The following is a 22,598-nucleotide window of genomic DNA, read 5'->3' as shown; positions in this document are numbered from 1 at the left end:
TGCCTCCACTCTGCTCCCTTACCCCGATGCACGCACTGGAGTTGAGTGATTACCGGCCGTTCGGTGATCGAGATCGGGCGACCGGTTGACGATCGCACCGGTTTCTTCACCCCCAACCTCCAAGAAGGACCGGCGCGGTTTCCCCCGCCCCCTGACCAAGGCGTGATCCATAACGATGACGGCAAGCAGAGCCCGCGCGACGGGATGCCAGGGCTACAGCGAGACCCACCCGCACGCACAAGAGACGGCGTCCGTGGCGCGCGGCCTGGTCCGCACGGCGTGCGCCGCGTGGGGCCTCGGCGACGAGACGGCGGAAACCGCCGCGCTGGCGATGTCCGAACTCGTCACCAACGCCGTGAAGCACGCCCGGGGGCACAGCCTGCGCGTGATCGTGGACCGCCCGGCGAATGACCGGCTGTACCTGGCGATCGTGGACATGGACCCGTCCCGGGTGCCGATGCTGCGCACCCCCGGCGGCGACGACACCGACGGGCGGGGCCTGATCCTGGTCGACGTTCTTGCCGACCGGTGGGGCTACGACCTGTTGGGCCCCGCGCGGCGGCCGAACCGTAAGCGCTGCTGGGCCGAAATGAAGACGGCCCCGTGATGCCGCTCGGTCGAGGCCACGCCGTCGGGGCGCGGCCGACCTGTCACAGGAAGGAATGCGGAATGACAACAGCCACCGCTGATGTGAGGGAAGCCTTCCCGCTCGCGCCCGAGGGTGGGCGCATCCCGTACGGCAGCACACCGCCGAGCGGACCGGACACGCGCCCATGGATTCTCCGTTTCGCCCGCGTCCCCGACGCCACGCAGGCGATCGTGAAGCCACCGGCCGTCTACGACAACGAGTTACAGATGTCCCGGGGCCTGTACGACGGCCCGCTCCCCTACATGCAAACCCACAACCCGACGGTTCCCGACGGCAACGTGAAGAACCCGCCGCCGCTCGACGAGGGCGCGAAGGACTGATGCCCCCATGTCCACCGTTCTCGTGATCGCAGCGCGCGACGACTGGCCGACCGACCGCGTCGTCAAGGCACTCACGGACGGTGGAGCGGAGGTGTTCCGCATGGACACCGCCGAGTTCCCGCAAGAGGTCACCCTCGCCGGGCGTATCGACGCTCGACGAGGATGGTCCGGCGGACTCACCACCGCTCACCGCGCCGTCGACCTCGCCGACGTCTCCGCCGTCTACTACCGCGCCCCGAACCCGTTCAGCCTGCCCGCGACCATGTCGGAACCCGAGCACCGGTTCGCCGCCGCGCAGGCCCGCGCCGGACTCGGCGGCATCATCACCGCCCTCGACTGCCGATGGGTCTCCCACCCCGCCGCCATGTCCCGCGCCGAGTACAAGCCACTTCAGCTCGCCACCGCTCGAACCTGCGGCTTGACCGTTCCGCCCACGCTCATCACCAACAGCCCCGATGCCGTCCGCGCGTTCGTCGGCGACGTAACCGGTCCGATCGTCTGCAAGCCGACGGCCACACCTGTGTTCATCGAAGACGACCAGTTCAAGGCCGTGTACACCCGTCGTGTCACCGAGGACGACCTCGCCGACCTGCGCGGCATCGACACCACCGCGCACCTGTTCCAAGCGTGGGTCGACAAGGCGTACGAGGTGCGGCTCACGGTCGTCGGCGACCGGCTCTTCGCCGCCGAAGTCCACGCGGGCAGCGACGCCGCGCATACGGACTGGCGCAGCGATTACCGCTCGCTCACGTACCGGATCGGCACAGCCCCACCCAACGTCGTCGAGGGCGTGCGACGCTACATGGATCGCCTTGATCTCCGGTTCGCCGCCTTCGACTTCGTCGTCAGCCCCGACGGGGTGTGGACGTACCTGGAAGCGAATCCGTGCGGGCAGTGGGACTGGATCGAGCACGCAACCGGCTTGCCCATCGCCCAGGCCATCGCCGACGAACTGCAAGGAGTCTCCCGATGAACGCCCCAGCCCTCGACCAGGCCCGCCCCTACATGGCGGCCCTCGCCGACGGACTCACTCGGGCCGGCGCCATCCGCACCCGCCCATGGGCCGAAGCATTCGCCAATGTCCCCCGCCACGTGTTCGTCCCCCAGTGGTTCGAGCAGGAGACCAACGACAAAGGCATCACCGTCTGGCGCGAGCACCGCGCCACCACCGCCGAGGACACCCTCGCCGCCGTCTACCGCGACCAGACGCTCGTGACCGCCCTCGACCCGGCCACCGCCGAGCAGGTCGACGAGACGGCATGGACCGGGGTCCCGACCTCGTCCAGCACTCTGCCAAGCCTCATGGCCGGCATGCTCGAAGACCTCAACGCCGAAGATGGACACCGGATTCTCGAAATCGGCACCGGCACGGGCTACAACGCCGCCCTCTTGTGCGCACGCTTCGGGGAACACCTCGTGCACTCCGTCGACGTCGACCCCGCCCTCGTCGAGGCGGCACAGCAGCGCCTCACCGACGCCGGATGCACCCCCCAAGTCGTCCCGGGCGACGGAACGCGGGGCTACCCCACCGGGGACACGTTCGACCGGATCATCGCCACCTGTTCCGTGCCCGCCATCCCCCAAGCGTGGATCGACCAGAGCAAGCCCGGAACCACCCTGGTCGCCGATGTCGCCCTCGGCATCGAGGGCGGCCTCGTCCGCCTCGCCGTCGACGAGCGACAGCGCGCCCTCGGCCACTTCACCACCGTCGCCGGCCGCTTCATGGCAGCCCGCACCGACGCACGGGCCTACGCCCCACCCCCACGACCTGAACGGGCACCGGAAGCAGAGACCCGACCCACGGTGGTCACCGCCGAGAGCATCCGCGGTCACTACCCCTTCCGCCTGTTGCTCGCCTTCCACCTGCCCGAGGCGGAATTCGTCTACCACCTCGACGACACCACAGGCACCATGGCCATCCAGATTCAGCAGCCCGACGGGTCTTGGGCCCGCGCACCCCTGACCGGCGACAACACCGGCACCGTCAGCTACGGCGGCGACGCCGAACTCTGGCAGCAGGCCGAGACGGCTTGGCGTTGGTGGAACGACGTCGGCCGCCCGTCGCAGGACCGGTTCGGGTACGCCCGTGAAGCGGACGGAAGCGCTTACGTCTGGCACATCCCCGACGGAACGCGATGGAGCCTCCCCCACTCCACGGCTGGGCGCGCATGAAAGACACCGCATGGGGCACCGTCGCCCGACTCGTCGAGCGGCTCGACGCAGCGGGCGCGGCCGCGCCCGAGGTCGTCCGCCTGCTGCGGGTACTCAAGATCAGTGAAGGGAGAGGTCGCGCAGAGGGCTCGCCCCGAGGCGGGGACTTGCCAGGGCCGCCGTCAAAAGAGCTTGCCGGGGTTGAGCAGGCCCAGCGGATCGAAGACCTGCTTGATGCCGCGTTGCAGCTCCACCCCCACCGGGCCCAGTTCACGCGCCAGCCACTCCCGCTTGAGGACGCCGACGCCGTGCTCCCCGGTGATGGTGCCGCCGAGCTCAAGGCCCAGCGCCATGATGGCGTCGAAGGACTCCCGGGCGCGGCGGGACTCGTCGGGGTCGGCGGGGTCGAAGCACACCGTGGGATGGGTGTTGCCGTCCCCGGCGTGGGCGACGACACCGATGGTCAGGCCGTACTTCGTGGCGATGGCGGCCGTGCCGTCGATCATCTCGGCGAGCCGGGAGCGCGGCACACAGACGTCGTCGATCATGGTGACGCCCTTGACCGCCTCCAGCGCCGGAAGCGTCATCCGGCGGGCCTGGAGCAGCATGTCGGACTCGGCGGCGTCCTCGGCGGGGACCACCTCCGTGGCACCGGCCGCCGTGCACAGCTCGGCCACGGCGGCGAGGTCGGGGGCCGGGTCCGGGGTGTCGAAGGCCGCCATCAGCAGGGCCTCGGTGGACTCCGGGAGGCCCATGTTCCCGATCGCGTTGACCGCGCGGACGCTCGTACGGTCCATCAGTTCCAGCAGCGAGGGGGCGTGGCCGCGCTCCATGATCCGGCAGATGGCGTCGCAGGCGGACGCGGTGGAGGGGAACTCGGCGGCGAGCACGAGCTGTTCGAGCGGGGCGGGCTTGAGGGCGAGGACCGCGCGCACGACGATGCCGAGGCTGCCCTCGGAGCCGACGAAGAGCCGGGTCAGGTCGTAGCCCGCGACGCCCTTGGCGGTGCGGCGGCCGGTCTTCAGCAGCCGGCCGTCGGCGAGGACGACATCGAGGCCGAGGACGTATTCGGCGGTGACGCCGTACTTCACACAGCACAGCCCGCCGGACGCGGTGCCGATGTTGCCGCCGATCGTGCACTGCTCCCAGCTGGAGGGGTCCGGCGGATAGTAGAGGCCCTTCTCCATGACCGCGCGGGACAGGGTCGCGTTGATCACGCCCGGTTCGACGACCGCGATCCGGTCCACCGGGTTGATCTCCAGGATCCGGTCCATCTTGACCAGGGACAGCACGACGCAACCGTCGGACGCGTTGGCCGCGCCCGACAGCCCGGTGCGCGCGCCCTGGGGCACGATCGGCACGCGCAGCGCGGTGGCGGTGCGACACACGTGCTGCACCTGCTCCACCGTGCGCGGGAGGACGACCACGGCCGGCGCGCCCGCCTCGCAGAAGCTCGCCATGTCATTGGCGTAGGCCCCGGTCACATCGGGATCGGTGAGCACCGCCTCCTCGGGGAGGCCCTCCCGCAGCAGCTCGATGAGGTCCGTCATATCTCCAGACTCGCACCCGGGAAGCGCCCGGGGAAGATCGCTGCAGCGGACGGGTTACCGCGAAATTGTCGGTCTACTGCGCCTTGTAGTAGACGCTGACCTTACGGTCCCCGGCGGCGCCCGAGGCGAAGCCCATGCACAGCCGGCGCGGGCTGGACAGCTGGACGGCCATCCCCTCGGGCTCGCGGTAGCTCAGCGAGTAGGCGGCCTCGGTGCGGGCGCGCTGGACGAGTTCGCCGGTGCGCAGATCGACGCAGGAGACGTAGGTGTTGCCGTGGCCGGAGGGCGGGTTGGCGCCGTCCTCGCCGGTGTAGGCGGTGCCGGTGAGCTGGTACACGTAGTCGCCGAGGACCGTGAAGCCCTGGAAGACCTCGCCGTCCTCGACACCGGTCTGGGGTATGTCGTCGTACACGGCGGTGTAGTCGCCCGCGCTGACCCCGGACAGGCTCATCAGCCGGTAGCGGACCTCGCCGCCGAGGCGGTGGCGCAGCAGCAGCCGACGGTTGAGCATGTCGACGGCGGGCTGATTGCTGGTGGAGCCCGCCACCGGGCGGTGCTTGACCAGCGAGGACGAACCGGACGACAGCACGGTGCCATCGGCGAACTTGAGGCGGCTGATGGCGCGGCCGTAGCCGGAGTCGGGGTTGGCGTCCGACTCGGTCCACAGATAGGCCGTCGAGCCGACCGGCTCACAGCCCATGGCGACGCCGTGCCCGAACCCCTTGAGGTACATCGAGCCCAGCTCCGCCCCGGCCAGGGACAGCTTGGTGACGCACAGATCGCCGTGGGCGGCGCGGTCGGCGCCGGAGACGGGGGCGGACTCCCCGCTGAGCCGGATCCCGCCCTCCATCAGCTGGATCGTGTAGACGTGCCCGCCCACGTCGTCGAACGCGAAGGACTGCAGCACGGTGGAGTTGTGCGGGGTCTTCTCGCGGATCAGCTGGGTGGAGGGCACCGACAGGTCGAACCGGCCGCCCGCCACGGTGGTGGCCCCCGCGCGGGCGGCGAAGGCACCGAGCGCGCCGGCCGCGGCGACTCCCCCGCCGAGGGTGAACCTACGCCTGGTCAAACGGCCCGCAGTGTACTTTTCCGTGTGCATTGATACTCAACAACTCCCGTGTGATCACGCCGTGTTGGAGTGAACAGATCGCCGTGAGTGTAGACGGTGAGAAAGCGCTCCCATTCAGGTGTTCGCTTTTTCTGGCACCAGCGGCGCATGGACACGGGAGTGTGGGCGCATATGCCCTACAGGTCGGCCGGGTCCCTGCGCAGCGTGACCTCGCGCCCGGACGCGGTGCGCACCGTGACCGCGTGCACGCCCGGCCGGCCGGGCACGACCGCCAGCGGCAGCCGGTCGAAGGTCTCGGCACCGATGTGCTCCCGCAGTTCCCCGGCGTCAGCGCCGATCTCCAGCCGGGTCACGGCCACCCCGCGCTCACCGTGCTCCGCCGCCCCACGATCCGGGTTGGTGGCCGGGTCCTCCCGGTAGAACCAGTTCGGCAGCCCCCGGCGCCAGCACGTGTCGAGCGCGCGGCCGGGGCCGGGCGCGGTGGTGATGATGCGCTGGGTGCCGTCGGGCTGGACGCGTCCCGGAAGCCGCGCCACTTCGCCGCCGAGCCGCTGCGCGACCGCGGCCAGCTCCTCGAGGGTGTCGGCGCGCAGGCTCCAGAACATCCACCGGTCGCCATCCGCGACGGCCCGGTCGAACCAGGCGGCCCCCGCATCCCGCACGGCCGCGGGGGCCGTCACCGCCTCGACCTCCAGGTAGACGTCCCCGCCGAGCGGGAAGATCGTGTTCGCGATGGCGGCGGCGAGGACGCCACCGTCGTAGTGGGCGAGTCCCGTCTCCTCCCGCACCCGGCGGACGCCGTCGCCCAACTCGCGGACGCCCAGGCAGAGGTGATCAAGATGAAACATGTCGATCCTTTCCAATCTCGCCCCCACAGAAAGTTACCGAACGATTGTTCAGAGACTTACTGAACAGATGTTAGGAATCTTGAGGGCACTCGTCCACCCCTCCTGATCAAGATCGCCACTACAGAGGAGAACAGCTGGGATGAGATGGGGAAAATGATGGGCGAAAACGCCGTATCTCAGGCAAAAACGAGCGACACGAACTCATCGACGAACGACATCACGGAGTCCGCATCGGCGTGCTTGGCGGAGTTCTGGAAGAGGGCGACGCGACCGTGCGCGCCGACGAACGCGATCACGGCAGCTCGCTCCGCGGGCACCCGGAGTGCGACCCCCGCCGCGGCGCAGCGCGCGAAGCCGGCGACGAGCAGGTCGATCACGTCGGCCAGTGGCCCGGCCTGACGGACGCCGGGCGCGGTCCGGGGCGGCCCGTTGGCCGTCATCAGCCGGTAGTGCCCCGGGTTGTCCATCGCGAACCGGCAGGAGGCGTGGAGCATCGCTCGCACGCGGCCCACCACGTCGCCAGAATCCACGCGATCCTCGGCCGCCTCCATCGCGGTGTGCAGCCGGGCGAACTCGTGGTCGGTGAGGCCCGCTACGAGCGCGGCACGATCGGTGAAGTGCTGGTAGATGCTGGCCGGCGCGATACCGGCGGTGCGGGCGACGCCGCGGATGGTCAGTCCGTCCTCCCCGTCGAGCTCGGACAGCAATCGGCTGGCCGCGGCGAGGATCTCCCCGCGCAGCCGCTCGCCCTCCCCCCAGCGGTTGCGCGTGCGCGGGGCGCTGACCTGGGCCTCTTTCGACACGTACCTATTCTTACCACTCAGCCGCCCACTCAGCCGCCCACCCAGCCGCCCGGCCACGGCCCGGCCCGGGCTTCCGCCCTTGGAGTGTGGAAGCGCGGTCGATCGCGTAAGGCGGGCATGCGGGGCGGGGCGGGGCCGCGATCGTGCGGCCCCGCCCCGCGTGACGGTCAGAGGTTGCCGCGCATGGCCGTCAGAGATTGCCGCGCTTGGCGGTCAGAGGTTTCCGCGCATGGCGTCAGAGGTTTCCGCGCTTCTCCTGCTCGCGCTCGATCGCCTCGAACAGCGCCTTGAAGTTGCCCTTGCCGAAGCCCATCGAGCCATGCCGCTCGATCAGCTCGAAGAAGACGGTCGGCCGGTCCTGGACCGGCTTGGTGAAGATCTGGAGCAAATAGCCGTCCTCGTCCCGGTCGGCGAGGATCTTCAGCTCGCGGAGGGTCTCCAGCGGGACGCGGGTGTCGCCGACCCACTCCCCCAGGGTCTCGTAGTACGAGTCCGGCGTGTCCAGGAAGCTCACCCCGGCCGCGCGCATCGCCTGCACCGTGGCGACGATGTCGTTGGTGGCGAGCGCGATGTGCTGGACGCCGGGGCCGCCGTAGAACTCCAGATACTCATCGATCTGGGACTTCTTCTTGCCGACCGCGGGCTCGTTGAGCGGGAACTTCACCTTGCGGGTGCCGTCCGCCACGACCTTCGACATCAGCGCGGAGTACTCGGTGGCGATGTCGTCGCCCACGAACTCCTTCATGTTGGTGAAGCCCATGACGTCGTTGTAGAAGCGGACCCACTCGTCCATCCGGCCGAGCTCCACATTGCCCACGCAGTGGTCGATGGCCTGGAAGTTCCGGCGCGCCGGCGGGGCGACGATCGGCTCGGCCTCGGCGTAGCCGGGGAGGTACGGGCCGAAGTAGCCGGTGCGCTCGACGAGGGTGTGGCGGGTGTCGCCGTAGGTGCGGATCGAGGCCATGACCACCGTGCCGTGGTCGTCCTTGAGCTCGTGCGGCTCCTCGATCCCGGTGGCGCCGTGATCGAGGGCGTACGCGTACGCGGCGCGCGCGTCCGGCACCTCGACCGCGAGGTCGATCACACCGTCGCCGTGCTCGGCCACATGCTCGGACAGGAAGCGGCCCCAGGCGCTCACCGGCTTGATGACGGAGGTGAACACGAAGCGGGCGCTACCCGAGACGAGGACGTAACTGGCCGTCTCCCGGCTGCCGTTCTCCGGGCCGGAGTAGGCGACGAGCTTCATGCCGAAGGCGGTGGCGTAGTAGTGCGCGGCCTGCTTGGCGTTGCCGACCGCGAAGACGACCGCGTCCATCCCCTTCACGGGGAACGGGTCGGCGTGCCGTGCGTCCCCCTGCTGCAGCATCTCTGTCGTCTCAGTCATACTTCGAAGCGTCCCCCGGCGACTCAAGATGCGCAACACTTAGAGAAAACGCTGGTCAGTGTGTATAGCCACGAGTGCATTCAGCAGCGCATCATGTACAGAGTGACTACCGTCACAGGGGACACCTCAAGAGAAGCCTGGGACCTGGAGGGGGACCGCATGGGAATCGACGGGCTCGACGCCCGCCTGATCGAGCTGCTCGCCGAGGAGCCGCGGATCGGGGTACTGGAGGCATCGCGCCGCCTCGGTGTCGCCCGCGGCACGGCGCAGGCACGGCTGGACCGGCTGCGGGCGCAGGGGGTGGTCCGGGGCTTCGGCCCCGATGTGGACCCGGCGGCGCTCGGCTACCCGGTCACCGCGTTCGCGACGCTGGAGATCAAGCAGGGGCAGGGGCCGGACGTACGGGCCCACCTGGCGACCGTTCCGGAGGTGCTGGAGCTGCACACCACCACGGGTCACGGGGACATGCTGTGCCGACTGGTGGCCCGCTCCAACGCCGATCTCCAGCGGGTGATCGACCTGGTGGTGGGGTTCGAGGGGATCGTCCGGGCCTCGACGGCGATCGTGATGGAGAACCCGGTGCCGCTGCGGATCATCCCGCTGGTGCGGCAGGCGGCGCGGGACTGAGCACCGGGGCCCGGGGCCCTGAAGCGGATCCAAAGAATCCGTTGCAAAGAAAGTGTTGCAAGCACATCTTTGCACGCTTAGGCTCCGCTCATGGCAGAGAACGAAGAGCCTGCGCCCGACGATGTCCGGGTGCTCGACCCACGCTCCCTGCGCGGACTCGCGCATCCGCTGCGGATACGCCTGCTCGGAGCGCTGCGCGAGTACGGACCGGCCACCGCGTCCCAACTGGCCGACAGATTGGGCGAGTCGAGCGGCGCCACGAGCTACCATCTGCGACAGCTGGCCGCCCATGGCTTCGTCAAGGACGACCCGGAGCGGGGCAAGGGGCGGGAGCGGTGGTGGAAGGCGGCGCACAGGGGCACGCGGCTGGGCACCGACGAGTTCCTGGCCCACCCCGACCCGGCCGTACGGGGGGCGGTGAACACCATGCTGCATGAAGTGGCCACCCTGCACACGCAGGAGATGTCCACCTGGCTGGGCACCCTGCACGACTGGTCCGAGGAATGGCGACGCGCTTGGGACATCAGCAGCTTCACCATCCGCCTCGCTCCTGAGCTCGCCGCGGAAATGCGCGACAGGGTGCACGAAGTGATCGAGAGCTATCGCGAGAAGGAGGTGGACCAGGACGTCGAGAACTCAGCTCGCCTCCGCGTCCATCTGCACGCCTTCCCGCGCGACGAGGACTGACCGATCCCTGGGGGGAACCACATGTACGGCGACGACATCCATCTGTGGCTGCACCACATACGCGCCGAGCGTCTGCGTGACGAGGCCCGCGAGGCGCCCCGGCCCCACCGCCGGTCCCGCCGCTCCCGCCCCGCCCGCGCCCGGGTGCTGCGCGCCCGGGTCGGCTGGACGCTGGTGGAGGTCGGGCTGCGGCTGGCCACGCCGCGGCTGCCACAATCCGGTCTGACCGCCAGGTTCGACCACTGACATGGCCGGTGACACAGGAGACGGAGAGCGCCGGGGGAACAGCGGGGACGACCGAAGACCACTCTTACTCGTCCTCGCCGCCAACACCGTCTCCATCGCGGGCAATTCCCTCACTCTGATCGCCGTCCCGTGGTTCGTCCTGGAGACCACGGGCAGCGCGGCCAAGGCCGGGTTAGTTTCCTTCTGCGCGACCCTGCCGGTGGTCGTCTCGGCCGTTATCGGCGGGCCGGTCATCGACCGGATCGGCCGCCGACGGGTCTCCATCGCCTCCGACTCGATGTGCGGGGTGGCCGTCGCCACGATTCCGGTGCTGCACTTCGCCGGGCTGCTGCGGTTCTGGCAGCTGTGCGCGCTGATGGCGTTCTGCGGACTGCTCCACGCGCCGGGCGAGACCGCCCGCCAGGTGCTCGTGCCCGCGCTGGCCGAGCGGGCGGGCACCACCCTCAGCCGCGCGGCCAGCTTCTACGACGGGGCCTCGCGCGGGGCCAGGATGCTGGGCGCCGCGCTGGGCGGACTGCTGATCGCGCTGCTCGGCCCGCCGTCCGTACTGCTGCTGGACGCGGCGACGTTCGCGGCGTCCGCAGTACTGATCATGGCGGGGCTGCGCGGGCTGCCCGCCGCCGCGCCGCGCAAGCCCGTCGTCCCGGTGTCCGCCCGCGCCTACCGCGCCGAGCTGGGCGAGGGGTACCGCTTCCTGCTGCGCCATCGGCTGCTGCTGGCCATCGTGCTGATGGTCATGGTCACCAACGGCCTCGACCAGGGCCTGTCCTCCGTACTGCTGCCGGTCCACGCCGAGCGGCACCTGGGCGGTTCGGTGCAACTGGGGCTGCTCACGGCGCTGTTCGGCGGCGGGGCGCTGGTGGGGGCGCTGCTGTACGGGGCGGTGGGCGACCGCTTTCCGCGCCGGACCGTCTTCGCGGTGAGCTTCCTGGTGTGCGGGCTGCCGAGGTTCCTGATCGCCGCGTTCGTGCCCGGGGTGTCCCCGCTCGCCGTGACGATGGCGGCCAGCGGGGTCGCGGCGGGGATGCTCAACCCGATCCTGACCACGGTGACGTACGAGGCCGTCCCCGATGAGCTGCGCAGCCGGGTCTCGGGGGCGCTCACCGCGGGGGTGTGGGTGGTGATGCCGCTCGGCGGGCTCGCGGCCGGATGTCTGGTCGAGGGGGTGGGGCTGACCGCTGCCTTCCTGGTGACGGGCGGTGTCTACTTCCTGGCCACGCTCAGCCCGCTGGTCTTCCCGGCCTGGCGCGGGATGGACGAGGGGACGGCGATGACGGTGGATGAGGGGGCGGCGATGACCGTGAATGAAGGGGCGGCGGCGCCGCTCAGCAGTGCGGGACCGCGCCGCCAGACCGCAGCGCCCGCAGAGCCGTCACCGCACCCTTGAGGGTGGTGACGGGGATCAGCCGCAGCCCCTTGGGCAGTTCGGCCGTGGCATCGGCACACTCGGCCTTCGGCACCAGGAAGACCGTGGCGCCGTCCCGCTTGGCGGCCTGCGTCTTCAGCGGGACCCCGCCCACGGCCCCGACCTTGCCCTTGGCGTCGATGGTGCCGGTGCCCGCGATCGTCCGGCCGCCGGTGAGGTCGCCGCCGCGGCCGTCGCCGTCCAGCTTGTCGACGATGCCGAGGGAGAAGAGCAGCCCGGCGCTCGGACCGCCGACGTCGGCGAGGCGCAGGGTGACCTTGACGTCGCGCGGGGAACGGTGGAGGTAGCCCAGTGCGGCGCTGGTCGCCGAGGACTGGGACTCCTCCATCTCCTCGGCGTTGTGCCGCTCGATCTCCTTGGTGGTGCCGCCGACGTAGACCGAGTCATGCGGCATGACGGCGCGGTCGGTGGCGAACCAGCCGCTGACCACGTCCTTCACCCGCACGGTGGCGTCCGGGCCGGTCGCCAGGATCGTCGTCATCCGCAGCTGCCCGGCGGTCTTGCGGGTGCCGGTCCCCGAGACGCTGATCACCTGCTTGCCGCGGTCGGAGCCCAGGACGTTCACGGTCGAACCGGGCTGGGCCACGGTGAACGGCAGCGGCGCGAACGCGGCCACCGCGAGCAGGGCGAGCACGGGCGCGGAACAGAGCGCGAGGGTGCGGGCGCGGGGGGAGACGGCAGGCATGGTGCGAATCTAGTTGACCGCTGAGCCGTATGAGCCGCCGCCCCGTCCCATGGCGCCGCCCGGGGACGGCAGGGGCGGGCGGCGGGCGGCGGGCGGCGGGCGGCGGGCGGCGGGCGGCGAACCCAAGGTGCCCGCCGCCCCGTGGTCACCTCAAGGCGTCCGAGACCTCTCGGGCCGCGTCGACCACCCGGGGGCCGACGCGCTCCGGGACCGAGTCGCAGAGCATCACGACCCCGACGCTGCCCTCTATCCCCGTCACCCCGATGAGTGGGGCGGCCGCGCCGCTCGCGCCCGCCTCCAGTTCGCCGTGGGTGAGGGCGTACCCGGGGTCGTCGGGGCGGCCGGCGCGGGCGGCGAGAATCGCGCGCCCGGCGGCGCCCCGGTCGAGCGGATGCCGGAATCCGGCCCGGTAGGCCACGTGGTAGTCGGTCCAGGTCGGCTCGACGACCGCGACGGCGAGTGCCTCGGTGCCGTCGACCAGGGTGAGGTGGGCGGTCGCGCCGACGTCCTCGGCGAGGGAGCGCAGCGCGGGCAGCGCCGCCTCCCGTACGAGCGGATGCACCTGGCGGCCGAGCTGGAGCACCCCGAGCCCGACGCGCGCCCGCCCGCCGATGTCCCGGCGGACCAGGGAGTGCTGCTCGAGGGTGGCCAGCAGCCGGTAGACCACGGTGCGGTTGACGCCGAGCTTGTTGGACAGCTCGGTCACGGTCAGCCCGTGGTCGGTGTCGGCGAGCAGTTTGAGGACGCGCAGTCCCCGATCGAGCGTCTGAGAGGTCTCCGCGGTCACGACGCCCCCTCCTCGGTGATGAGTGGCGGCTCTTCGTGCGGTGCCCCGTCGGTCCCGACGACGGCGCGCGAAGAGGCCGCCGGTCGCGGTGGTCACGCACCGGCTGCGCTCCGCGGCGGCGCTGCCACGGGGCGTGTGCGTGCCCGAACGCTAGCGAGCTGGTCCGCTTTGCGGAAGGGTTTGTCCAGAATCCGAGCGGAGCTGTCAAAGAGTGCGGCGCGAGAGCACCCCAAATCGTCCGGGTTTACCCGGATTGACAAGGGGGGTCTGCGACCAGTTCATGAAATTTTTCGAAAGGGGGTTGCGGAGGGCGTAACGCCTGCGGCGAGCCGTTCCCCTCCCCGCCCCTTCCCGCAACTGGGGCTCCGCCCCAGACCCCGGAGACCAGAGGCGAAGCCCCCACCACGCGCCGGAACCGCATCGCGTCAGGCGTCGGGGTGGGGAAAGGTCCGCGCGTCAGCGCATGCGTGTTGCCCACTCCCGGACCTTCTTGATCCGCTCGCGGATCTGCCCCGCCGTCGCCTCCGCGCTCGGCGGGCCACCGCACACCCGGCGCAGTTCGGTGTGGATCACGCCGTGCGGCTTTCCGCTCTGGTGGACGTACGCGCCGACCAGCGAGTTGAGCTCCTTGCGCAGTTCCAGCAGCTCCTTGTGGGTGACCACCGGCCGCCGCTCCGCCGGAAGCTCCAGCAGATCCGCCTCCGTGTCCGGCTTCTTGCGGCTGTGCGCGATCTGCTTGGCCTGCCGCTTCTGGAGCAGCATCTGCACCTGGTCGGGTTCGAGGAGTCCCGGGATGCCCAGGTAGTCCTGCTCTTCCTCGCTGCCGGGGTGCGCCTGCATGCCGAATTCGGCGCCGTCGTACAGCACCCGGTCGAAGACGGCGTCCGACTCCAGTGCCTCGAAGGGCAGTTGGTCCTGGTCGCCGGTGTCCTCGTCCTGCTGCTTCTCGGCCTCCTCGAGGAGCTTCTCCTCCTCCGCGTACGGGTTCTCCTCCTCGCCGTCCTTCTTCGGCTTGTCGAGGACGTGGTCGCGCTCGACCTCCATCTCGTTGGCGAAGCCGAGCAGGTTCGGGATGGTGGGGAGGAAGACGGACGCGGTCTCGCCGCGCCGCCGCGACCGTACGAAGCGGCCGACGGCCTGGGCGAAGAAGAGCGGGGTGGAGATGGTGGTCGCGTACACCCCGACCGCCAGCCGGGGCACGTCCACCCCTTCGGACACCATGCGGACCGCGACCATCCAGCGGTCGTCGGAGTGGCTGAAGTCCTCGATCCGCTGGGACGCCGCCGCCTCGTCGGAGAGCACCAGCGTCGCCTTGGTGCCGGTGATCTCGCGGATCAGCTTGGCGTAGGCGCGGGCCGAGTCCTGGTCGGAGGCGATGACGAGCGCCCCCGCGTCCGGGATGCCCTTGCGGACCTCGGACAGCCGCTGGTCGGCGGCGCGCAGCACATTCGGCATCCAGTCGCCGCGCGGGTCGAGCGCGGTGCGCCAGGCCTGGGAGACGGCGTCCTTGGTCATCGGCTCGCCGAGCCGCGCCTCGATCTCGTCGCCCGCCTTGGTGCGCCAGCGCATGTTGCCGCTGTAGGAGAGGAAGATGACGGGGCGCACGACGCCGTCCCCCAGCGCGTTGCCGTAGCCGTAGGTGTAGTCGGCGGAGGAGCGCCGGATGCCGTCGTTGCCCTCTTCGTAGGTGACGAAGGGGATGGGGTTGGTGTCGGACCGGAACGGGGTGCCGGTGAGCGCCAGCCGCCGGGTGGCCGGCTCGAACGCCTCCAGACACGCCTCGCCCCAGGAGCGGGAGTCGCCGGCGTGGTGGATCTCGTCGAGGATGACCAGCGTCTTGCGCTGCTCGATCCGGTTGCGGTGCAGCATGGGCCGGACGCCGACGCCCGCGTAGGTGATGGCGATGCCGTGGTACTCCCGGCTCAGCGGGCCCGCGCTGTACTCCGGGTCCAGCTTGATGCCGACCCGCGCCGCGGCCTCCGCCCACTGCTTCTTGAGGTGCTCGGTCGGCGCGACGACCGTCACCTGCTGGATGACGTGGTGGTGCAGCAGCCAGGAGGCGAGGGTGAGGGCGAAGGTGGTCTTACCGGCGCCGGGGGTCGCCACCGCGAGGAAGTCCCGCGGCTGCTCCTGGATGTACTTGTCCAACGCGCCCTGCTGCCAGGCGCGCAGCTTGCTAGCGGTACCCCAAGGCGCCCGGCCGGGGAAGGCGGGCGAGAGGTGATGGCTGGTGGAGGCGGCAGTAGTACTCACGGTCTCCGTCGGGCTGACTCGGCGGGGTCGATCGGGAACCGCGTCAGCCTACCGGTGCCGTCCTCACGCTTCGGGGGTACGCGGGGATCCCACCCGAGGGTGGGATCAGGCTCACACTCCGTTCGTGAACCGGGTCAGCCCTTCCGCGATCTTCGGCACGTCCAGCTCGCCCTGGCAGACGCCCAGTACGAAGCGCTCGGCCTCGTCGACGTCGAAGTCCGCGTTCAGCGGGTGTCCGTTGATGTGGAGGAAGACCCAGGTCGCGTACCAGGAGAGCCGCTTGTTGCCGTCCACCAGGGCGTGGTTGCGGGCCAGCGACTCCATCAGCGCCGCCGCCTTCTGCCACACGTCCGGATAGGCGTCCTGCCCGAAGACGCTCGCCTGCGGACGGGCGAGCGCGGACTCCAGCAGCCCGTAGTCGCGCACCTCGTCGGCCCCGAGGCGCTCCGCGAGGTTCAGCAGCTCGGGCAGGGTGAGGTAGTGCATCAGGCGAGCCTCCGGTTGAGCTCTTCGCTCGCCCGCAACACATGGGCGGCGGCCTCGTTGAACAGCCGGGAGTGCTCGTTGATCGCAGCGATCACCGCGTCGTGGGCGAATGACTGCATGCTCCGGCCCTCCGCCTCCGCGCGCTTGCGCAGGGCGTCGAGCTCCTCGTCCGTAAAGCGTAGATTCAGTGCTGCCATGAGCAGATGGTACCGCGTGGTACCACGCGGTGCTAACGGATTTCGGGCCGCAACCGCGTCGTCACCCAGGCCCCCACCAGCGCCACCGCCGTCATCGCCACGTAGACCGCCCCGAAGGCGGCCGGCTGGTGGGTGGCCGCGGTGCCGCTGGGCGCGATGTCGCCACCGCCGAAGGTGACGAAGAGGACACCGCTGAGGCCGACCAGCGTGATGTTGCCGAGCGCGTCGGAGACCTGGAGGGAGGCGGAGTTGCTGCCCGCGTCCTCCGGGCGGGAGAGCTTCAGCAGCAGCACGCTCCCGCTGGAGATGGCCAGCCCCATGCCGTAGCCGCCGATCACCCAGGCCACGGCCACGATCCAGGCGGGGACGGAGTCGATGAGGGCCAGGAGCACCATGGCGATGGAGACGGCCATGAGGAGCAGGCCGAGGCCCATCAGCCGTTCGCGGTGCGGCTCCAGGCGGGGGCGGCTCTGGGTGTACGAGCCCAGGGCCCAGGTGAGGCCGCCGCCGGTGAGGCAGAGCCCGGCGGCGGTCGCGGACAGGCCGCGCTGGGTCACCAGCATCAGCGGAACGAAGCTCTCCGCGCCCAGGAAGGACCCCGCCGCCACCCCGCGCAGCAGGATCACCGACGGCAGTCCGCGGGCGGCGCGGAAGGTGCCCTTGGGCAGCAGCCGCAGTACGCACGGGACGATCAGGGCGAGCCCGGCGGCGGCCGGGACGAGGGAGAGCCAGTTGAGGTCCTGGCCCGCGTACTGCAGCAGCCCGGCGCCCACCGCGACGGCGAGCGCCAGCAGGATGCGGCGGCGGTTCATGCCCGCGGAGAGCTCGCTCGGGGGCAGGGCGCGCAGCGCGGGGAGCATCACCGCGAGCGGCGGCAGCACCAGCACCGGAATGGCGAGGAACACCCAGCGCCAGCCCGCGTGTTCGGTGACGGTCCCGGCGGCGAGCGGGCCGACGATGACGGGCAGCACCCAGGCGGCGGAGAAGGACGCCAGCACGGCGGGCTGGAGCCGCTGCGGATAGGCGCGGCCCACCACCACGTACAACGCGACGATCACCAGCCCGCCGCCTATGCCCTGCACCGCGCGCCCGCCCACGAACATCCACATCGTCTGCGCGGAACCGGCCACCAGCAGCCCGGCGGCGAAGGCCGCGATCCCGGCGAACAGCGGCGCCAGCGGCCCCTTGCGGTCGCACCACTCCCCCGACAGGGCCATCGCGAACAGGCTCGCGGTGAAGTAGGCGGAGAAGGCGTACGCGTAGAGCTCGACCCCGTCCAGCGCGCGGGCCGCGACCGGCATCGCCGTGTTGACCGCGCTCGCCTCGAAGGCGATGAGGGAGACGACGGTGACGATGCCGAGGGTGAGGGCGCGGTAGCGCCTCCCCAGTACGGTGTCGCCGGTGCCGCCGCCGTCCTCCGGATCCACGGCGCCGTGCCTGCCGTCCGGCCCGTGCGGGGCGGTGGACGGCAGGGGCGGAACGGCGCCGACGGCGGCGTCGGCGTCCTGGGGGTCACGTGGGGTCATGGCGCCAGCGTAAGAGGCGTACGGCAAGGTCACACCTGTCGTGGGACGGAACCGGCCTCGGCCGTCGGTCCTAGGCAGCGGTGTGCACAGGCAGGCGATAGGGCGGCGCGTTGGCCGTCGGCTCTCCTCAACGGTGTAGCCGGTGGCCTGCCCCGGCGACCGTGCCCGCGGTCGCTGGGGCGCTTTGGCGGTCGGATTACTGGCGTGAGCGGATTGCGGCGTCGTACTCGGCGTGCGGCCCGAGATCGACCTCGCCGCGACGTCTGTCGAGGTTTTCGGGGTCAGCGACCTCCCATAGCCGCATCCCGCCGCCGGGGTCGTGGTACTGCGTGCCGTAGAGCTGCGGTTTCCCCTGCCGCATGAGGCAGCGGTCGAGGAGGTACGCCCGCTGTACAGGGGTGGCCTCGCCTTGGGCGACTGCCTCGTCGAGCAGGTCGAGGGCGCGCAGTTGGAAGGCGAGTTCGGCGTGCTGGGCGATCAGCCATGCGGCGTTGGCGGCCTGCTCGCCGACGAGCGAGTGCCCCGGCCATCCGTGCTCGTCGATGATGCGCTGTAGGGCGGCGACGTTGTCCGCGTCGACGGTACGCATCAGGTCGTGATCGCACTCGGCGTCGGGCCCGTTCTCGCGTACGCCGCGGGCGTGCTGGTCGGCGGCCACGCGGCGCAGCAGTTCGTCGGCGAGGTCGGGACGCTGGTGAGAGGTGGGCTCGGTCATGAGGTGACCGGTTGGCATGGGTCGTCGAGCCAGAGGCGTTGTCCCTCCGGCGTGACCGTGAGGCCGAATCGCCTGCGTTCGGGCTGACCGCAGGCGATCCAGCGCAGGAAGGCGTCGGAGACCTCTTGCCACAGGTCGCGGTGTCCGAACGAGGTGACCCGGTATTCGGCCTCTCCCGGGACGTAGTCGACCGCGGCCCAAGCGGCATCGTCCTTTTCGGCCTCGACGAACAGCAGGGAGAACCGGCCCGAGCCGTCGTCGCTCGGTGCCGGGATGCGAGCAACGCCCGGCACGAGCGCACCGATCATCAAGTCTGCCGCGTATGGGGCTTCGGCGAGAGTCCGAGGGTCGATTCGGGTCGTGGTTTCGCGGGCCTCGTCGGCGTGGTGCGGGTTCCATCTCACCGTGCGGCGTTGGGAACGCAGCATCATGTACGAGACGAGGGCGGGGAACCGTCCGCTCGCGCGTCCGTTGGTGTCAACGACGAGGCGGGCGAGTTGTCCGGAACCATAGAGAGGCGCCCAGGGGGCCACGATGACGCCGCCGGGACGGGTCTGCTCGACCCACGCGTACGGGAAGGTGGCCACCGCGCACGTGCCATGCACACGGTCGTAGGGGGCACGTGGGGGGCAGCCGGCGGCGCCGTCGCCGACGATGAGGTGCGGAGTGTGCCCGGCGGCCGTGAGATTCTTCTCGGCCTGTCCGGCGACCTGCTCGTCGACCTCGATGGACACGACGTTGTGTGCGCCGACGCGCTGCGAGAGAAGGGCTGCCGTCCAGCCGGTGCCGGTGCCGATCTCCATGACGCGATGATGGTCCCGGATGTCGAGGGTGTCGAGGGCGGCGAACACGATTCCGGGGGCCGAGCCGGAGCTGCTCGGTGTTCCCTTCCCGGTGGTCAGGTCGCTGTCGCCGTCGTCGAGTTGCGTGACGATCGAGGCGTCGGAGTACACGGCCCGCATCCAGCCGTCGGGATCCTGGCCGCGATCGATGGGGTAGCCCGGCTCGGGGCCGTCGGGGACGACCCATGCCACGGCGGGAATGAACTGGTGCCGTGGTACGGCCTCGTAGGCGGCGCGCCATGTGGGCCCGAGTCTGCCCGATGCGGTGAGCGTGTCCGCGAACGCCTGTTCGGGCTCGGTGCTCATCATGTGTCGTACCCCTTGATGAGTAGGTCGGTGAGGGCGTCGGCTACGCCGATGCCCGTCTTGGCAACGAGCCATCCCCATTCGCCGCTCTGGTTGGTCTCCAGGAAGACCCAGCGGCCTGCGGTGTCGTGGATGAGGTCGACCGCGCCGAATCGCAGCCCGAGGCGCATGTGCAGGGCGACGAGCTGCTGCGCCACCTCGCCGGGCAGGTCGATGGTGCGGTAGGTGAGCGAGTCATAGTCGGATCGCCAGTCGGTACGGGCTGCCTCGGATGCGGCGTCGATCGCTACGGCGAAGACTTGTTCACCGACGATGATCGCGCGGGCCTCGTGATCCTTGTCGACCTGCTCTTGAAACAGGTGGGCGGTGCGTTCGAGGGCGGGGGCGCGCAGCTCGTCGAGGTCGGTGACGGGGCTCGTGTAAATGATGCGCACCTTGCCCTCGTCGGCGTGCCAGATGCCGGACAGCGGCTTGTAGATGATGGGGCGGCCGAGGTCCTTTGCCCACTCGTAGGCGCGTTCCGGCTCATTGGTGATGAGCGTACGCGGGATGTTGAGCCCGACGGCTGCGGCTGCGGCGAGCTGGTTGGGCTTGTACTCGGCGCGGGCTGCGGCAGCAGGGTCGTTGACCCACAGGGCGCCGTCGAGGGCTTGCAGCACTCCGCCGAACCCGCGGCGTGCCTCGCCGTAGGCAAAGACCCGTTCGGCCCGGTTCATCTCTTGGTCCATGGTGAACTGCGTCGGGCGACGGTAGTAGACGCTGCGCACGGCGGAGAGGGTGACGAGCTCACGGCCGGTGTCGGCGTCGACGAGTTGGCCCGTCCACGTAGCGCCGGTGCCGATCCGGGCGGACATATGCAGCTTGGTGGGAAAGTCCGTAGCGTCGATGCGCGCTACGGGGACGCCGCGGACGGCGAGCTCGGAAGTAACCCGGCTCGCCGTCCGGTCGTCCTCGTCAGTGATGACAAGGACGTGTGCCACGCTGATCCCCTTTCTCAGTCGCTCTGCATCTCTTCGTTCTGCGGGGCGCTGCCGTCGGGCGAGCCCTCGCTCGTCTCCTTCGACCCGCCCTCGTGCGCGCCGGCGGTCGGCCTCGGGACGGTCAGGAACCGCAGGCCCCACGGACGCGCCGCGGTGGGCTGCTCGTCGGTGCTGGAGAGGATGTGCCGAATCGGGTTGAGCGGGAAGAGATCGCCGGTCCGGTGGAACATCCCACGCGACTCGCCGTCGGGCGAGTGCAGGACGAGGTCGAGCGGATCGGCGTCGACGTGGCTAGGCGTCGTCATGCTGCGCTCTCCTTCTCTCGGTGTGTGGTTCTTCGAGGAACGGTGCGGAAGTCGGTGTTGACCGACAAGGGCGCACCACCCGCGCCCGCGCGCCCGGCGCGCGGGCGCGGAGTCAGCGGGCGGCCATGGACCGGGGACGCTGCGGCGTGTGCGGCCGTCCGTGCACCGGGATGTAGGTGCGCGTGACCTCGACGGTGATGGAGCGGCCGAGTACGTAGGCGTTGCCGTCGGCGAACTGGAGCCGCTTGCGGTTGCCGACGAGTTCGCGCACGTCCTCGACGGCGTGTGGGATGCCGCCCACGGCGATCACGTCGCCGGGCCGTACGCGATCACCCGTCACGGTCACGGTCTGTACGAGCGGATCGGGCATGGGGTTCTCTCTCCTGTGGGGTGTTCCCCGCTCCCCTGCCGCAGACCGTCGGCCGAGCGCTTGGGGCGTTGGTTGGTCATTCCGCACGACGTCCATCCATGCCACAGTTATGAGTGAGACGATCAGTCCGGCGGACGGTGCGACACCGACAGAGGTCAGCAAGGGATGGCCCCGGGGCCGGACGGCGTAACGCTGAGCTTGAACTCGATCCATACGGCTTTGCCCGGTCCGGTGCGGGGCTCGAATCCCCACTCGTCCGCTATGGCGTCGACGAGGAACAAGCCGCGCCCGTCGTCGTCATCGGGGGTTGTCTGCTTCATGGCGGGCGTACCGTCGCCGCTGTCGAGCACCTCGACGCGAACTCGTTCGTCGTCATGCGCGACTCGCACAAGGAAGTCAGGGCCAGCGGACGTCCCGTGCTCGACGGCATTCGTGACCAGTTCGGAGACACACGCGCGGACATCGTCAAGGCGGCCGTCCAAGCGCCAGACGGTCAGCGCCTCGGCTACGAAGGTTCGAGCCTTGGCCACCGATGCCGGGTGACGTGTGAATTGCCTCTCACTTGGTTTCTGCACGACGCCCCCTCATCTGCGTGGACTCAGGTCGTCGCTCGTATGGGCACTGGTGGGGATGCCCAGCAGGAAGGCGCGTCGCAGTGCGGTGCCCACCTCGTCACCGGCCTCGCCGAGCTCATATCCCCAGTTGGTCACGTAGCGCCCGTCCCGGATGCCGACCGCCTCGACGAGATGAGGGTTCAACGGGTTTATAACATTAACAACTATTTCGTCATGGCTTATGGCAGAGAGTCCCCGCACCTTGAGCTGCTCGGCCAGAATGGCCGGGGCGTTCGCGTCCATGCTCTGATCCCACCGCAGGACGGCGCCGCAGGGGATCTGACAACCTATGACACGGAGTTGATCAATGCCTCTGGCTGTGACGATCACCGGCACGCGCTCAACGGGACACCGTGAAATGAGCTGGTACGCACAGCTCTTCGCGTCCTACCTGGGACCGTTCGCGGAGGATCAGGCGCACTTCCACGTCGGCGGTGCAAAGGGCATCGACAGCTTGACTCTGCTGTGGATCGCCGGGAACGCAAAGTCAAAGATCACGATTGTGGTTCCGGGGACCGTGGCGCAGCAGCCTGCCGAGGCGCGGCAGGCGATCAGCCAGTGCCGGAGTCGCATCGCCGAAGTTGTCGAGCTGAGGGCGGAGGAAGTACGCACCCCCGCTTACCACGCCCGGAATCGTTGGATGGTCGACCGCTCCGATATGGTGATCGGCTTCCCGAAGGAGGATGCGCCGGAGACATCCGGCACATGGCAGACGCTCAACTACGGTACGGAACGGGGGAAACCTCGTCTGATCGTGCCCGTGTAGCCACCC

27 protein-coding genes are annotated in these 22,598 nt (G+C 70.1%); 9 read left to right on the top strand and 18 right to left on the bottom strand.

Going from position 1 to position 22,598, the window contains the following annotated elements; translation table 11 throughout:
• Window positions 1–175 precede the first annotated feature (175 nt).
• The 4 genes from JK364_RS41810 (at window position 176) to JK364_RS41795 (ending at window position 3,141) form a co-directional block, all read left to right on the top strand.
• On the top strand, window positions 176–607 hold the full coding sequence (locus tag JK364_RS41810) for an ATP-binding protein (protein ID WP_201856654.1): 432 nt from the start codon (window positions 176–178) through the stop codon (window positions 605–607).
• A 62-nt stretch (window positions 608–669) separates the two neighbouring features.
• The gene (locus JK364_RS41805) at window positions 670–969 is read left to right on the top strand and encodes a hypothetical protein (protein WP_201856653.1); all 300 of its coding nucleotides are present in this window, start codon (window positions 670–672) and stop codon (window positions 967–969) included.
• A gap of 7 nt (window positions 970–976) precedes the next feature.
• Entirely contained in the window at window positions 977–1,942 is a 966-nt protein-coding gene (tgmB, locus tag JK364_RS41800) for an ATP-grasp ribosomal peptide maturase (protein ID WP_201856652.1), read from the top strand.
• Window positions 1,939–3,141, top strand: coding sequence for a methyltransferase domain-containing protein (locus tag JK364_RS41795; protein WP_201856651.1), 1,203 nt, complete (start codon window positions 1,939–1,941; stop codon window positions 3,139–3,141). The genes tgmB (JK364_RS41800) and JK364_RS41795 overlap by 4 nt, the downstream gene beginning before the upstream one ends.
• 161 nt (window positions 3,142–3,302) lie before the next feature.
• On the opposite strand, the gene JK364_RS41790 is transcribed toward JK364_RS41795, so the two are convergent.
• From JK364_RS41790 to hppD, 5 genes are all read right to left on the bottom strand, one after another.
• The gene (locus JK364_RS41790) at window positions 3,303–4,670 is read right to left on the bottom strand and encodes an FAD-binding oxidoreductase (protein WP_201856650.1); all 1,368 of its coding nucleotides are present in this window, start codon (window positions 4,668–4,670) and stop codon (window positions 3,303–3,305) included.
• Window positions 4,671–4,743: 73 nt separating this feature from the next.
• Window positions 4,744–5,739 (bottom strand): phage baseplate protein, encoded by a 996-nt coding sequence (locus tag JK364_RS41785; RefSeq protein WP_230993301.1) that lies wholly within the window; start codon window positions 5,737–5,739, stop codon window positions 4,744–4,746.
• Between the two features lie 176 nt (window positions 5,740–5,915).
• Window positions 5,916–6,587 carry a VOC family protein gene (locus JK364_RS41780; RefSeq protein WP_201856648.1) on the bottom strand — a complete coding sequence of 224 codons (672 nt, stop codon included), beginning with the start codon at window positions 6,585–6,587 and terminating at the stop codon, window positions 5,916–5,918.
• A 176-nt stretch (window positions 6,588–6,763) separates the two neighbouring features.
• The gene (locus JK364_RS41775) at window positions 6,764–7,390 is read right to left on the bottom strand and encodes a TetR/AcrR family transcriptional regulator (RefSeq protein ID WP_201856647.1); all 627 of its coding nucleotides are present in this window, start codon (window positions 7,388–7,390) and stop codon (window positions 6,764–6,766) included.
• Window positions 7,391–7,625: 235 nt separating this feature from the next.
• Window positions 7,626–8,774: a 4-hydroxyphenylpyruvate dioxygenase gene (gene hppD / locus JK364_RS41770; protein WP_201856646.1), complete on the bottom strand. Its 1,149-nt coding sequence runs from the start codon at window positions 8,772–8,774 to the stop codon at window positions 7,626–7,628.
• A 159-nt stretch (window positions 8,775–8,933) separates the two neighbouring features.
• Here hppD and JK364_RS41765 point away from each other — a divergent pair, with 159 nt between their 5' ends.
• The 4 genes from JK364_RS41765 to JK364_RS41750 all read left to right on the top strand — a co-directional run bounded on the left by JK364_RS41765 (window position 8,934) and on the right by JK364_RS41750 (window position 11,721).
• Window positions 8,934–9,401: an Lrp/AsnC family transcriptional regulator gene (locus tag JK364_RS41765; protein ID WP_201856754.1), complete on the top strand. Its 468-nt coding sequence runs from the start codon at window positions 8,934–8,936 to the stop codon at window positions 9,399–9,401.
• Window positions 9,402–9,491: 90 nt separating this feature from the next.
• Window positions 9,492–10,088 (top strand): ArsR/SmtB family transcription factor, encoded by a 597-nt coding sequence (locus tag JK364_RS41760; RefSeq protein WP_201856645.1) that lies wholly within the window; start codon window positions 9,492–9,494, stop codon window positions 10,086–10,088.
• A 21-nt stretch (window positions 10,089–10,109) separates the two neighbouring features.
• Complete coding sequence (locus tag JK364_RS41755) at window positions 10,110–10,334, top strand: hypothetical protein (protein WP_201856644.1); 225 nt, start codon at window positions 10,110–10,112, stop codon at window positions 10,332–10,334.
• A 1-nt stretch (window position 10,335) separates the two neighbouring features.
• Window positions 10,336–11,721 (top strand): MFS transporter, encoded by a 1,386-nt coding sequence (locus tag JK364_RS41750; RefSeq protein WP_201856643.1) that lies wholly within the window; start codon window positions 10,336–10,338, stop codon window positions 11,719–11,721.
• Here the strand turns inward: JK364_RS41750 and JK364_RS41745 are convergent.
• The 13 genes from JK364_RS41745 to JK364_RS41685 all read right to left on the bottom strand — a co-directional run bounded on the left by JK364_RS41745 (window position 11,660) and on the right by JK364_RS41685 (window position 22,069).
• A complete protein-coding gene (locus JK364_RS41745; RefSeq protein ID WP_201856642.1) occupies window positions 11,660–12,445 on the bottom strand; it encodes a S16 family serine protease in 786 nt (261 codons plus the stop codon). The genes JK364_RS41750 and JK364_RS41745 overlap by 62 nt on opposite strands.
• Window positions 12,446–12,590: 145 nt before the next feature.
• A complete protein-coding gene (locus JK364_RS41740; protein ID WP_044574552.1) occupies window positions 12,591–13,232 on the bottom strand; it encodes an IclR family transcriptional regulator in 642 nt (213 codons plus the stop codon).
• A 456-nt stretch (window positions 13,233–13,688) separates the two neighbouring features.
• The gene (locus tag JK364_RS41735; RefSeq protein ID WP_201856641.1) at window positions 13,689–15,485 is read right to left on the bottom strand and encodes a DEAD/DEAH box helicase; all 1,797 of its coding nucleotides are present in this window, start codon (window positions 15,483–15,485) and stop codon (window positions 13,689–13,691) included.
• 111 nt (window positions 15,486–15,596) lie between these two features.
• Window positions 15,597–15,971, bottom strand: a complete 375-nt coding sequence (locus JK364_RS41730; protein WP_201856640.1) for a type II toxin-antitoxin system death-on-curing family toxin — start codon at window positions 15,969–15,971, stop codon at window positions 15,597–15,599.
• Window positions 15,971–16,168: an Arc family DNA-binding protein gene (locus tag JK364_RS41725; RefSeq protein ID WP_020870939.1), complete on the bottom strand. Its 198-nt coding sequence runs from the start codon at window positions 16,166–16,168 to the stop codon at window positions 15,971–15,973. The genes JK364_RS41730 and JK364_RS41725 overlap by 1 nt, the downstream gene beginning before the upstream one ends.
• A gap of 32 nt (window positions 16,169–16,200) precedes the next feature.
• Window positions 16,201–17,694: an MFS transporter gene (locus JK364_RS41720; RefSeq protein ID WP_201856639.1), complete on the bottom strand. Its 1,494-nt coding sequence runs from the start codon at window positions 17,692–17,694 to the stop codon at window positions 16,201–16,203.
• 196 nt (window positions 17,695–17,890) lie between these two features.
• Window positions 17,891–18,409 (bottom strand): DUF6624 domain-containing protein, encoded by a 519-nt coding sequence (locus JK364_RS41715; RefSeq protein ID WP_201856638.1) that lies wholly within the window; start codon window positions 18,407–18,409, stop codon window positions 17,891–17,893.
• Window positions 18,406–19,560 (bottom strand): methyltransferase domain-containing protein, encoded by a 1,155-nt coding sequence (locus JK364_RS41710; protein WP_201856637.1) that lies wholly within the window; start codon window positions 19,558–19,560, stop codon window positions 18,406–18,408. Before JK364_RS41710 ends, JK364_RS41715 begins: the two co-directional genes overlap by 4 nt.
• Window positions 19,557–20,537 (bottom strand): ATP-grasp ribosomal peptide maturase, encoded by a 981-nt coding sequence (tgmB, locus tag JK364_RS41705; protein ID WP_201856636.1) that lies wholly within the window; start codon window positions 20,535–20,537, stop codon window positions 19,557–19,559. The genes JK364_RS41710 and tgmB (JK364_RS41705) overlap by 4 nt, the downstream gene beginning before the upstream one ends.
• A gap of 14 nt (window positions 20,538–20,551) precedes the next feature.
• Entirely contained in the window at window positions 20,552–20,842 is a 291-nt protein-coding gene (locus JK364_RS41700; RefSeq protein WP_201856635.1) for a hypothetical protein, read from the bottom strand.
• Between the two features lie 112 nt (window positions 20,843–20,954).
• Window positions 20,955–21,212: a hypothetical protein gene (locus JK364_RS41695; protein ID WP_201856634.1), complete on the bottom strand. Its 258-nt coding sequence runs from the start codon at window positions 21,210–21,212 to the stop codon at window positions 20,955–20,957.
• 155 nt (window positions 21,213–21,367) lie between these two features.
• Entirely contained in the window at window positions 21,368–21,787 is a 420-nt protein-coding gene (locus JK364_RS41690; protein WP_201856633.1) for an ATP-binding protein, read from the bottom strand.
• Between the two features lie 9 nt (window positions 21,788–21,796).
• A complete protein-coding gene (locus tag JK364_RS41685) occupies window positions 21,797–22,069 on the bottom strand; it encodes a hypothetical protein (protein ID WP_201856632.1) in 273 nt (90 codons plus the stop codon).
• A gap of 64 nt (window positions 22,070–22,133) precedes the next feature.
• On the opposite strand from JK364_RS41685, the gene JK364_RS41680 reads away from it, so the two are divergent.
• Window positions 22,134–22,592: a DNA-processing protein DprA gene (locus JK364_RS41680; RefSeq protein ID WP_201856631.1), complete on the top strand. Its 459-nt coding sequence runs from the start codon at window positions 22,134–22,136 to the stop codon at window positions 22,590–22,592.
• Window positions 22,593–22,598 lie beyond the last annotated feature (6 nt).

The organism is Streptomyces endocoffeicus (assembly GCF_016741935.1).
GTDB lineage: Bacteria > Actinomycetota > Actinomycetes > Streptomycetales > Streptomycetaceae > Streptomyces > Streptomyces endocoffeicus.
This window is presented reverse-complemented; position numbering and strand designations above follow the sequence as displayed.